At 63.7% G+C, this 11,926-nt stretch carries 12 protein-coding genes and 1 pseudogene; 3 read left to right on the top strand and 10 right to left on the bottom strand.

What is annotated here, in order from left to right:
• Window positions 1–79: 79 nt before the first annotated feature.
• Both CFP68_RS14710 and CFP68_RS18125 read left to right on the top strand, forming a co-directional pair.
• A pseudogene (locus CFP68_RS14710) lies at window positions 80–232 on the top strand (IS3 family transposase); the annotation flags it as partial.
• 565 nt (window positions 233–797) lie between these two features.
• Entirely contained in the window at window positions 798–944 is a 147-nt protein-coding gene (locus tag CFP68_RS18125; RefSeq protein WP_158234181.1) for a hypothetical protein, read from the top strand.
• A 105-nt stretch (window positions 945–1,049) separates the two neighbouring features.
• Here the strand turns inward: CFP68_RS18125 and CFP68_RS14705 are convergent, their stop codons facing one another.
• The 10 genes from CFP68_RS14705 to CFP68_RS14660 form a co-directional block, all read right to left on the bottom strand.
• The gene (locus CFP68_RS14705; protein ID WP_099827690.1) at window positions 1,050–1,796 is read right to left on the bottom strand and encodes an SDR family NAD(P)-dependent oxidoreductase; all 747 of its coding nucleotides are present in this window, start codon (window positions 1,794–1,796) and stop codon (window positions 1,050–1,052) included.
• Window positions 1,793–2,884: an ABC transporter ATP-binding protein gene (locus tag CFP68_RS14700; protein WP_099827689.1), complete on the bottom strand. Its 1,092-nt coding sequence runs from the start codon at window positions 2,882–2,884 to the stop codon at window positions 1,793–1,795. The genes CFP68_RS14705 and CFP68_RS14700 overlap by 4 nt, the downstream gene beginning before the upstream one ends.
• 12 nt (window positions 2,885–2,896) lie before the next feature.
• Window positions 2,897–3,796: a carbohydrate ABC transporter permease gene (locus CFP68_RS14695; RefSeq protein ID WP_099827688.1), complete on the bottom strand. Its 900-nt coding sequence runs from the start codon at window positions 3,794–3,796 to the stop codon at window positions 2,897–2,899.
• Window positions 3,789–4,706 (bottom strand): carbohydrate ABC transporter permease, encoded by a 918-nt coding sequence (locus CFP68_RS14690; RefSeq protein WP_099827687.1) that lies wholly within the window; start codon window positions 4,704–4,706, stop codon window positions 3,789–3,791. The genes CFP68_RS14695 and CFP68_RS14690 overlap by 8 nt, the downstream gene beginning before the upstream one ends.
• A 66-nt stretch (window positions 4,707–4,772) precedes the next feature.
• Entirely contained in the window at window positions 4,773–6,035 is a 1,263-nt protein-coding gene (locus CFP68_RS14685) for an ABC transporter substrate-binding protein (protein WP_099827686.1), read from the bottom strand.
• Window positions 6,036–6,073: 38 nt separating this feature from the next.
• Complete coding sequence (locus CFP68_RS14680) at window positions 6,074–6,811, bottom strand: SDR family oxidoreductase (protein WP_099827685.1); 738 nt, start codon at window positions 6,809–6,811, stop codon at window positions 6,074–6,076.
• 10 nt (window positions 6,812–6,821) lie between these two features.
• Entirely contained in the window at window positions 6,822–7,571 is a 750-nt protein-coding gene (locus tag CFP68_RS14675) for an SDR family NAD(P)-dependent oxidoreductase (protein ID WP_099827684.1), read from the bottom strand.
• The gene (locus tag CFP68_RS14670) at window positions 7,568–8,428 is read right to left on the bottom strand and encodes a fumarylacetoacetate hydrolase family protein (RefSeq protein WP_099827683.1); all 861 of its coding nucleotides are present in this window, start codon (window positions 8,426–8,428) and stop codon (window positions 7,568–7,570) included. Before CFP68_RS14670 ends, CFP68_RS14675 begins: the two co-directional genes overlap by 4 nt.
• Window positions 8,425–9,756, bottom strand: coding sequence for a phosphopyruvate hydratase (gene eno, locus CFP68_RS14665; RefSeq protein WP_099827682.1), 1,332 nt, complete (start codon window positions 9,754–9,756; stop codon window positions 8,425–8,427). The genes CFP68_RS14670 and eno overlap by 4 nt, the downstream gene beginning before the upstream one ends.
• Window positions 9,753–10,742 carry a phosphotransferase family protein gene (locus CFP68_RS14660; protein ID WP_099827681.1) on the bottom strand — a complete coding sequence of 330 codons (990 nt, stop codon included), beginning with the start codon at window positions 10,740–10,742 and terminating at the stop codon, window positions 9,753–9,755. Before CFP68_RS14660 ends, eno begins: the two co-directional genes overlap by 4 nt.
• A 35-nt stretch (window positions 10,743–10,777) precedes the next feature.
• Between CFP68_RS14660 and CFP68_RS14655 the strand changes: the two genes are divergently transcribed.
• Window positions 10,778–11,890: a LacI family DNA-binding transcriptional regulator gene (locus CFP68_RS14655; RefSeq protein WP_145953461.1), complete on the top strand. Its 1,113-nt coding sequence runs from the start codon at window positions 10,778–10,780 to the stop codon at window positions 11,888–11,890.
• The last annotated feature ends 36 nt before the right edge of the window (window positions 11,891–11,926 follow it).

The following is an 11,926-nucleotide window of genomic DNA, read 5'->3' as shown; positions in this document are numbered from 1 at the left end:
GAACCCAACCCGATCACCAGGTGCAACGAGTAGCTTAATTTATGCCAGATCCTGTCCAATGATCGGGGAGTAGCTCAGCTATCGCCGGATCGACGTCCCGCTGGGGCGCAAGCAGATGATCATGAACCTCGAGAAGCTCTATCGTATCTACTGCGAGGAGGGGTTGTCGGTAAAACGACGCCGCGGCCGCAAACGGGCGCGCGGCACCAGGACGCCGCTGCCGGTCGCCGCGCATCTGGGACTTTCGCGGGGAAGGTGGAGAGCGCCAACTGAGGAATCAGGAGGTATTCGGCATAAAACGGTGCAGCTGGCGCTGACCAGTGGCCGGACTCGGAAAAATCCAGATACCGGCGGCCCAAGGTTGGGGAGCAGCGCAACAGCCCGCGCGCAGGCTCTCGCTATGAATGAAGGAGCAGCGGCGGCAGGTCATGATAAGAGAGGATTTTTGGCCCATCGTAATCCCCGAGGAGTGAAGATGAGACAGAAACCCGCACACGCAAAAATCACGGAAAAAGGTTGTCACGGACATCCGCCGCGCGACGCGAAAGCGGTATTCGACGGAAGAGAAGATCGGTTTCGTGCTGGACGGGACTGACAGGCGAGGACGGCATTGGCGCGTTGTGCCGCTGTTGAGGTATTGCCCCGAGCCTGTATCACGGTTGGTCGAAGGAATATCTTGAGCCCGTGGCGAAACGCCTGGCGGGCTGGGGATCCCGTGATCTGGGGAAGTCGTGCCGACTGGACGTTGGAACTATGCCTGCTCATGACAGCATGACCGCGGATAGGGACGACGGCGAATGAGATATCGCGCATCCGGGACGCTGGAAATCACCCGGCTGGTTGAAGGCTCGCATCTGCTGACCGAACGCACGCAGCGGGTCGGCATCGTCACAACAACCTCTCCGGCGTATGTCCGCGTCAGTTTTTTCCTACCTTGGGTATGATCGGCTGTCGTCTCTGCGCCTTCCATGATCCCGTCCCACCGAATATCGACGCCTCGCTCTCTTGGTCGTCAGAGCTGTGATTTTGTCGCGGATGTGAACCTGCAATCAAGACCACCCGGCATCGACGACTAATGTCTGGTTTGTGATTGCGCGGGCTTCTTCCGAGGCAAGCATCACGACCATCGCGGCCACGTCTTCCGGTTCGGTAAATCGCTTAAGGCACTGATTTCGCATGACCGTCTCGCGCAACTCGGGTGTCAGCCACTTCTCGGTCTGACGCGGCGTGCGCACGAAACCCGGCAGAACGCAATTCACGCGGATTCCGTCGGGTCCAAGGTCGCGCGCCAAGGCCCCGGTCAAGCCTTCGATCGCGGCCTTGGCGGTGACATAGGCCGGAGCGTCGGTCAGACCGACCCGCCAGGCGATCGAACCCATGTTGACGATGGCGCCTCGCCCCGTCGCGCGCATGGCCGGAATGACGGCCTGCGCGGCAAAGAACTGATGGTCCAGGTTCACCGCCATGCGGTCGCGCCAATAGGCCGGCGTCACATCCTCCAGCCGGTGGCGGTCGTCATGGCCGGCATTGTTCACCAGCACATCAAAGCCGCCGTCCGCCTGTTCGGCGGCAAAAGCAGCCTGCAGCGCGGTCAGGTCGGTGAGGTCGAGCGCGACAGACCGCGCGCCGTCCCCCAGGGACGACGCCAGCATCGTTCCCGCCGCAGCATCGATGTCGAAAAAGGTCACCCGGGCGCCCTGGGCGTGGAACGCGGCGACGATGGCGGCGCCGATTCCGCTGGCGCCGCCGGTGACCGCAACGCGCCGTCCGGCAAGATCAGAGTAGCGCGCGGTCACAGCCGCAGGTCCGTTTCGGGATCGAACAGACAGGTCTTGCCCATGTCGACGGCCATCTGCGTTGGAGCGCCCGCTTCGGGCGCATCGTCGGCATCGACGGAGATCAGCGCCTTTTGTCCCGAGATGCGGGTGAACAGGATGGTCTCGGCGCCGGTGGGCTCCAACATGTCGACTTGTGCCTTGATCGGGACAGAAACGCCGCCGCGCCGCTCTGCCCGCCGTTCCGCGGCCGGGCTGAAATGTTCCGGACGCACCCCCCAGACGACCTTCCGACCCGTGGACAGACGCGGGAACTGGTCCGGCAACAGCGGCACCACGGCACCGCCATCCAGCACGAGGCCACCTTCACCGACCGTGGCATCAAGAAAGTTCATGGTCGGCGATCCCATGAAACCCGCGACGAACCGGTTGACGGGGTTGCGATAGATCTCGCGCGGGGTGTCGTATTGCTGAAGCACGCCGCCGAACATCACGGCGATGCGGCTGGCCAGCGTCATCGCCTCGACCTGATCATGGGTGACATAGACGGTGGTCTTGCCCACGGTGTCGTGCAGGCGCTTGATCTCGGCGCGCATCTCGATGCGCAGCTTGGCATCGAGGTTGGACAGCGGTTCGTCGAACAGGAACAGCTTGGGGTCGCGCACCAAGGCGCGGCCCATGGCGACGCGCTGGCGCTGACCGCCGGACAATTGACTGGGCTTGCGATTCAGCAATGGCTCGATCTGGAGCATTTCGGCAACGCGGGCGATGGTTGTCGCCTGTTCGGCCTTCGGCACGCGGCGGCTTTCCATGCCGAACGACATGTTCTCGCGCACGGTCATGGTCGGATAAAGGGCGTAGGACTGGAACACCATCGCGATGTCGCGATTCTTGGGCGCGGCGTCGTTCACCACCCGCCCGTCGATGCGGATCTCGCCGGAACTGACGCTTTCCAGGCCGGCGATCATGGCCAGCAACGTCGACTTGCCGCACCCAGACGGCCCGACCAGTGCTATGAATTCGCCCGAGTCCGCCGCAAGGTTGATGTTCTTCAGCACTTCGACATTGCCGAACCGCTTGCGCAGATCCTTTATTTCAAGCGAGGACATGGGATCCCTTTCCTATTTGACGGCGCCCGAGGTGAGACCGCGCACAAAGTACTTGCCCCCCACGAGGTATATGAACAGCGGCGGCAGCGCGGCCATGATGACTGCGGCCGCCTCGACGTTGTAATGCCGCTCGCCGGTGCCCGAACCCGAGAAGGCGACGATGGCGGCGGTGATCGGCTGCTTGTCGCCCGAGGTGAAGATCGTGCCGAACAGGAATTCGTTCCAGATGCCGGTGAATTGCCAGATCACCGCGACGATCACGATGGGTGGCGACAGCGGCAGGACGATGCGGCGGAAAATGCGCCAGAAACCCGCGCCGTCGATCCGCGCCGCCTTGATCAGGTCATCGGGAATGGCAAGGAAGTAGTTGCGACAGAACAACGTCGTGAACGATACGCCCTGCACCACATGGACAAGGATCAGCCCGCTGATGGTATTGGACAGCCCGACATTGCCCAGCACCCACGCCCAGGGCAGCAGCGTCATCTGCGGCGGCAGGAAGACGCCCAGCGTGATCAGGCCGAACAACAGATCGGCCCCCCGGAACCGCCATTTCGACAGGATATAGCCGTTGATCAGCCCCAGCATCGTGGAAATGATCGTGGCCGGGATCGCCATGGCGAGCGAGTTCTTGAAATAGCGCGACACACCCTCGCAGGTGCCACCGATGCAGAAGGTGCTCCAGGCCTCGGCCCAGTGCGACAGCGAGGGGTCGGCGGGCCAGGCGATGAAACCGGTGCGCACGATGTCGTCAAGCGGGCGCAGGGTGTTGGCCAGGATGATGACGATCGGCATCAGATAGAACAGGGCAAAGACCGTCAGAAGCGCATAGACGATGGCCTTGGCCGTGATCCGCCGCCGCAGGCTGCCCGTGGACAGGGCATCGAAATCCGCATGGGTTGTCTCAGCCATGGTCGCCACCTTCCTGGCGTTTCCGCCACCGCATATAAAGCGCATAGGGGATCAGCACGATGCCAAGCGCCACCAGGATCATCACCGCAGCCGCCGAGCCCTGGGCGATCTGACCGCGTTCGAACATCAGATCGAACACGACGATGGCCGGCACGGTTGTGGCCACACCCGGCCCGCCCTGGGTAAGGGCGACCACCAGATCGTAGGTCTTGATCGCGAATTGCAGCAGAACCACCGCTACGGCCAGGAAGATCGGCCAGATTGTCGGCAGGATCACCCGGGCATAGGTGCGCGGCACCGAGGCCCCATCGATCTGCGCCGCCTTGACGATATCGCCATCGACCGAGCGCAGCCCCGCCAGGATCAGCGCCATCGCAAAGCCCGACGCATGCCAGATCGCCGTGATCACGACGACATAAAGTGCCAGGTCGCGATCGGTGATCCAGTCGAACTGAGCTGAAATCCAGCCCATGTCGTGCAGCGCCAGTTCGACCCCGGTCTGCGGATGGAAAATCCACCGCCAGACGGTTCCGGTGACGATGAACGAAATCGCGAGGGGATAAAGGAAGATCGTGCGCCAGACCGCCTCGAACTTTACCCGCTGGTCGATCAGGATCGCCAGCAGCGTGCCGACCACCATGGCACCAATCACATAGAACGTGCCGAAGACGAACAGGTTGCTGAACGACACCGTCCAGCGTTTGCTCTGCCACAGGGCCGCATATTCACCGAAGCCGGAAAACGTCGGGTCGGGCAGCATGGTCGACGTCGAGACCGACAACCAGAAGGTCCAGACCGAAAACAGGACGACATAGGCGAAACTGGCCAGCAGGGTCGGGATCAGAACGATCTGGGCGATGTGATCGCCCAACCAGCGGCCCAGACCGCCGGAGGATGCAGGTAACGACATGGTCCTCCCTTCTCTCTTGCAAATCCGAAAACCCCGCCCCGCACATGGCAAAGCGGGGGTGTTGGTTCAGCTTTGCAGCTCGACCGCATCGGCAAGCTGATTGGCGGCCTCTTCGGGGGTGATGCTGTCGTCGGCCACGAATTCGGTAATGACCTCCATCATCGCGCCACGATACTTTTGCAGGACGGTCATGTTGTGCGCCATGGACCGGACCAGTGTGCCCTCATCGACGGCGGCGACCAGATCGGCCTGGGATTGCTGCTGGCAGTCGGTAAAGCCGCCCACGGACAGATCGACATCGGTGCGCGACGGGATCGACCCCTTGGCCACGTTGAATGTCACCTGAAATTCCGGCGACATGATGATCTTCGCGAGAAGTTCCTGGCCCTCGATGTAGTCGGGATCGCTCTGTTCGAAGAACACGACCGAGTCGGCGTTCAGGATATAGCCTGTCCCGCCCCAATCGACAGGCGTCTGGTTGCACAGGTAATCGACGCCCTCCTCGTATCCGGCCAGGTTGGCCGAGGCGACGGTCCAGTCGCCCATGAGGAAAAAGGCGGCATCGCCGTCCATCGTCATGGCCATCGATTGCTCCCAGGAACGACCGTTGATCCCCTCGTCCATGTAGCCGACCATCTTGCGCAACTGGGCAAACGCGTCGATCATCCCCTGGCTGCGCATGGCGTCGACATCGGCCTCCTGGAACGCGCGGCGATACAGATCGATGTCCATGCCATAGACGACACTGTCGAACGTGGTCGTGTCGGACCAATCTGCCGCGCCGTGGGCGATGCAGGTCTTGCCCGCTTCCTTGATCGCGTCGCAGGCCGCGTTGAAATCGGCCCAGGTTTTCGGCACCTCGATGCCCATATCGTCCAGCATCTTCTTGGACGAATAGAGCCAGTTGACGCGGTGGATGTTCATCGGCGCGGCGACCCAGTTTCCCTCGGGTTTCATCACCGACAAGAGCTCGGGCGCGACGACATCGTCCCACCCCTCGGCCGTGGCAAGATCGTCGAGGTTCGCGGTGCGTCCCGTCGCCGTCCACTCCGAGATTTCGGGACCCTTGAGTTGCACGGCAGCGGGTGCATTGCCCGATACGACGTCCGAGCGCAGCTTGGCCAGGGTGGCCGAGGTATGGCCCGACATGGCAGTCTGCGACCAGGTGCCGCCCTGTGCCTCGAAGGTTTCACCCAGAACGGCGATCGCCTCGGCCTCGGACCCCTGCGCCCATTGGTGCAGCATGTTGGTCTTGGGTTCGGCGTGCAGCGCGAATGTGCTGACACCCAGCATAAGCGTCGTGCAGAGCGGTATGTTGAATCGTTTCATCCTGGTTCCTCCCGTTTGATGACTGTCGTCTTGCAGGGTCAGATGGTGATGCCACCATCGACGTTGATCGTCTGGCCGGTGATGAACCGGGCGTCGTGGCTGGCCAGAAAGGCGCACATTCCGGCGATCTCTTCCGGGGTGCCAAGGCGACCGGCGGGCTGGCGGTCAAGAAACCACTTCTCGGCGGCCTCGACGCTGCCCATGGTCTGCGCAAGATCGCCGATCCGTTCGCGCAGTGACGGACTGTCGACGGTGCCGGGGCAGACCGCGTTGAAACGGATACGCTCGGCGAGATAGTCGGCGGCGCAGGCTTTTGTCAGCCCGATCACCCCGCCCTTGGCGGCCCCATAGGCGGCCCGTTTGGGAAAGCCCTTGGTCGAAGAAGCGACCGAGGCGATGGTCGTCACGCTTCCGCCATGGGCCCGCATCCGTCCCACACAGGCCGCGATCACGACATAAGCACTGTCCAGCGTGATCGACATGCTGCGCCGCCAGTCGGCGGGCGAACACTCCTCGATCGTTCCCTGATGGACATAGCCGACGGCATGGACCAGCGTGTCGATCCGGTCGAACGGCGCGATCCAGGCGGCGACGGCCGCCGCGTCGGTCGCATCCACAGCCGTGGACGAGGCAAAGCCCGCACCCTCCAATGCCGCGCCGTTCATGTCGCTTGCATGCACCTCGGCGCCGTCCGCCATCAGCCGTTCGGCCACGGCGCGCCCGATGCCCTGCCCGGCGGCGGTCACAAGGGCGATCTGTCCGGAAAGGTTGCTCATCCCAGTCTCCTCAATATGTTGCCCGACCGCCCGACAGGTCAAAGACCGCCCCGGTGGTGAACGAGTTTTCGCCGGAAGCCATCCACAGGACCATCGAGGCGATCTCGTCGACCGTGACGAACCGCCCGCGGGGTATTTTCGATCGCATGTAATCGATGAACTCGGCGCTGACCTGCTCCAGGATCCGAGTCTGTGCGGTCGCCGGGGTGATGCAGTTGACCGCGATGTCGGATCCGGCCAACTCCTTGCCCAGCGACTTGGTCAGGGCGATCACGGCAGCCTTCGACGCCGAATAGGCCGAGGCGTTGGGATTGCCCTCCTTGCCGGCGATCGAGGCCACGTTGACGATGCGCCCATAGCCGCGCGCGGTCATCCCCGGGGCGACGGCCTGACAGCACAGGAACGTGCCGTCCAGGTTCACCTCCTGCACGCGGCGCCACATGTCGGGCGGATAATCGGCCAGGGCATGGGTCGGCCCGGCAATCCCGGCCGAGTTTACCAGAACGTCGATCCGGTCGAACGCGCCCTGGGTCTTGTCCAGCGCGGCGGCGACGCTGGCCGGATCGCTGACGTCGACCTGCACCAACAGGCGTGCATCGTCGGACAGGTCCGCGACCTTTGCCTCGGGTGCGCCCACGTCCATGTCCCAGATCGCGACCCGCGCCCCGGATGCGGCCATCCGTGCGGCGATGGCCGCCCCGATGCCGTTCGCGCCGCCGGTGATGACTGCGACGCGTCCTTCGTAATCATAGGTGTTCATGCCAAATCCTCTATCCGGGTCACGGTCTGGTGCTGTTCGCCAAGGCCGGCGATACCAAGCGACACGGTGTCGCCCGGCGACAACCACTGCGGCGGCTTCATTCCCGCCCCCACCCCCGGCGGCGTGCCGGTGCAGATCAGATCGCCCGGCTCCAGCTGGCAGAACTCGCTCATGTAGGACACGATCGTCGCCACATCGAAAATCATCGATGCGGTGTTTCCGGTCTGCTTGCGCGTCCCGTTCACATCCAGCCACATGTCGAGCGCGCCGTGATCACCCACCTCGTCCGGCGTCACCAGCCATGGCCCGGTGGGGCAGAAGTTGGGAAAGCTCTTGCCCTTGACCCACTGACCGCCGCGCTCCATCTGCCAGGCGCGTTCCGACACATCGTTGACCAGGACAAAGCCCGCTACGTGGGACATCGCCTGTTCCCGCGTGATGCCCAGGGTCGGCCTGCCGATGACGATTCCCAACTCGACCTCCCAATCCAGCTTTGTCATCCGTGGCGAGAACAGGATCGGGTCGTCGGCGCCGCAATAGGTGGCGGTGGATTTGTTGAACAGGATCGGCTCGTCCGGGATCGGCAGGCCCGCCTCGGCGGCATGGTCCGAATAATTCAGCCCGACGCACCAGATGTTGAAGGGTTGCGCCGTGGGAGGCGCGACACGCAGGCCGGTCGGATCCACGACCGGCAGGCGCGACAGATCCGCGGCGCGCAGCCGGTCCAGCAGATCGGGCGACAGGGTCCGCGGCCCGAAATCCGTGACCAGCGAAGACACGTCGCGCGCCTGCCCCTCTGTATCCATGACGCAGGGCACCTTGCTTCCGTATCGGTCGCCGTATCGCAACAGTTTCATGACGTTCCTTCCTTTCGCTGTCCCCACCACGTCTTCGCCAGAGGCGCGCCGCGCACGTAGGCGCCGCGTGGCAACGCATCGGCGATGCGCAGACATTCGTTCCATTTCGCCATCCGTTCGGACCGCGTGAACGAGCCGACCTTCAGCTGTCCAACCCCGAGCCCCACCGCCAGGTGGCTGATCGAGACATCCTCCGTCTCGCCCGAACGGGCCGAAACGATGGCGCGAAAACCCCGGGCGCGGGCGCGTTCGAGACACCGCATCGAGTCCGTCAGCGTTCCCGCCTGGTTGACCTTGATCAGCACGGCGTTGCACGCCCCGTCATCGGCAGCGCGATCCACCAGCGTGGCGTTCGTGACAAGATAATCGTCGCCGATGATCTGAACCCGATGGCCGAACTCGGCGGTAAAGGCCGCCATGCCTTGCGCGTCATCCTCGGCCAGCGGGTCCTCGATCGAAGCGATGGGATAGGCGTCAAGCCAGCGCCCCAACTGGGAAATCATCTGGTCGCGATCCAGGTCCCGATCTTCCAGCGCAAGCCGATAGCGACCGTTCCTGCCGAATTCGGAGGCCGCGATGTCGAGCGATATGACAACCCGGTCCCCGGGCGTCTCGCCCGCCGCCTCGATGGCGGCGACCAGGGTTTCGAGGGCCTCTTCGTTGCTGTCGAACATGGGCCACCAGCCGCCTTCGTCGGCGACACCAGCCAATTTGCCGCGCCTCGCCATGATCTTGCCGGCGGCGCGATAGATCTCGGACGTGATTTCCATCACCTCGTCAAAGCTGTCCGCGCCCGGCACCATCACCATGAAATCCTGGACATCGACCCGCTGTCCTGCATGGGCGCCGCCGCCGAAGATCTGGATTTCCGGCAACGGCAACGACGGCCCTGCGCCCGAAAGATCGGCGACATGACGCCAGAGCGGCACCCCGCGTGCCGCCGCGCCCGCATGCAGAACCGCCAGCGAGGTCGCGACCATCGCGTTGCCGCCCAACCGCGTTTTCAGCTCGGTGCCGTCGCAGTCGATCAACGCCGCATCGACCGCGCCCTGGGCGGTCGCATCCATCCCCCCAAGCAAGGGTGCGATGATGTCGTTCACGCCAACGATGGCCCTGCGGACATCGGTCCCGCCCAGAGCCGCGCCACCGTCGCGCAGATCCACCGCCTCGCGGGTGCCGCGCGACGCGCCTGCGGGTGCGATGGCACGGCCGATGGCGCCGCCGGCACAATGCACCTCGACTTCGACCGTGGGGTTGCCGCGGCTGTCCCAGACGCGCCGCGCAGCAAGCGAGGATATTGCAGCAGTATCGGGTCCGGCATCGTTCATGACAGTCGCTCCATAAGTTCGTTCAGCGAGGCGGGCGGGCCGGCGATCAACACCTTTGCGGCATCACGCACCACCTGCCGCGTGGGGGTATCGAGGTATTCGACCGGCGACTTGCCGTCGATCCGGGCCAGCATCAGCATGGGAACCAGTCGCGCGACCCGCTGCTCGAGTGATGCTGCCTTCTCCCAAGACACATGTGTCGCGTGGGCCGTGGCAAACTCCGCAGCACGGCGCAGCAGGGCCTCGCGGTCGCCCGGAATGTGAAACGCTTTCAGGATCAGGTGGTTAAGGCAGAACGCGACGTCGAAAGCAGGATCGCCCATCGTCGCGCATTCTGCGTCCAGGATCACCGGATCGCCATTCCGCAGCAGAATGTTCTTCGGGCTGACGTCACCATGCACCAGCGCCGACCGGCTTTCTCGAAGGGTCTCGGCCATTGCGGTCAGGGGCGCCGCGATATCCGGATGCCGCGCAGCGGTGAAGCGCAGGTATGGATCGATGCGCAAGGCATCGAAATCGGCCATGTTGTCGAACGATGAGCTCTCGAAACCGGGCGCCGTGGAGATTTGGTGGATGCGGCCCAGAACGTGGCCCAACCTTTCCGCCTCGCCCCGGTCGGCGGCTCGATCCAGCAGCGCGGATTTCCAGAGATAGACATCCGGCCCGGTGATGTATTCCATGGCAAAGCCGTTCAACCGCTCGGAATAACCGAAAAGCGCGGGCGCGGTTTCTGGGTCGCACTTGCGGGCAACCGAAAGCCAGGCGTATTCCGCCCTGCTGCGATGGACGGGGGCAAGCCATTCTTCCGCCACGGCCAGTTGCGCAAGAGCGAATTTCACGCACAGCACCCTGTCGCCGACGCGAACGGCAGCGATGTCGGAGGCCACGCCGCCGGTCAGCCGATCGACCGAATCGATGCCGCCCGGCCCGCACAGCCCCAGATCGTCAAGGAGATCAGCGCAGCGATCTTCGAACGTCGGTGTCATCCCTATCTCCTCCCCTGCGCTGCGTCGGACCTTGTTTGCAAAAGGTCGCTTCGCGGTTCCGCAAACAACAATGTGCACGTGAACAGTTCACGTGCACATTTGCAATGGCTTCCTTGACTTGTCAAGCCCGGATGGAAAGGATGGCCACGCCTCCTGACGAGACTGACCTCATGCGCGCGACACTCAAATCCATCGCCAAAGACCTGAACCTGTCGCATATGACCGTGTCGCGTGCGCTGTCGGGTCATCCGAACGTGAAGCCAGCGACGCGCGATCTGATCCTCGCCCGGGCGCGCGAACTGGGTTATGTGAAAAGCTCGGCCGCCAACGCGATGCGCGGCGATCCCACGGCCATCGTCGGCCTGCTGTTGCCCAACATCGTCAATGAGTTCTACGCCCGCTTCGCCAACACGCTGGCACTGCTTTGCGCCGACAGCGGATACGACCTTGTCATCCATCTGACGAATGACGAGGCGGATCGCGAATATCAGGCCCTCGCACGCCTTCAGGCATTGCAGGCCGGGACGGTCATCATGGTGCCGACACCGGTGGCGCATCCCGATACACCGCGTTTTCATGACCATATGCGCCTGATCGAATTCATCCGCACCCGCCCGCACTCGAACGTGGTCGGAAGATTGATCATCGAAGACGCGCCCACGATTGCGGCGGCCGTAGATCATCTTGCCCACCGCGGCCACATGCGGATCGCGTTCATCGGCGCCGACGAGTCCCTGTCGTCCGGCAAGGACCGCGCAGCCGCCTTCCGGGCGGCAATCGCTGCGCAATCGCTGACGGACAATCCGGACCTGATCCGGACCGGCGCACCCGGCTTCGCGATGGGGCGATCCCAGATGGAGGTGCTTCTCGATCGTCCCACCCCTCCCGATGCAGTGATTTGCGGCGGGTTCGAGATCTGCAGCGGCGCGCTGGACGCCTGCTTGCGACGCGATGTCGACCTGCCGGGCGCCTTGGCTTTCGTCGGCTATGGAAATCCGTCAGCCTACCAGTGGATCGTCGGCGGCATCACCACCATCGACCTTTCCGCGGACGATATCGCGGAACGGGCCATGAAGCTGTTGCTGGACAAGACATCCAAAGACGAGGTCCGCTCCCCCACCCGGCTCCTGATCCGGAACTCGACCTGAGACGGACTGCTTCAACCAATGTGTCGCGCAAGGATC

It is taken from the genome of Oceaniglobus indicus (genome assembly GCF_002751875.1).
In the GTDB taxonomy this organism is placed as follows: domain Bacteria; phylum Pseudomonadota; class Alphaproteobacteria; order Rhodobacterales; family Rhodobacteraceae; genus Oceaniglobus; species Oceaniglobus indicus.
This window is presented reverse-complemented; position numbering and strand designations above follow the sequence as displayed.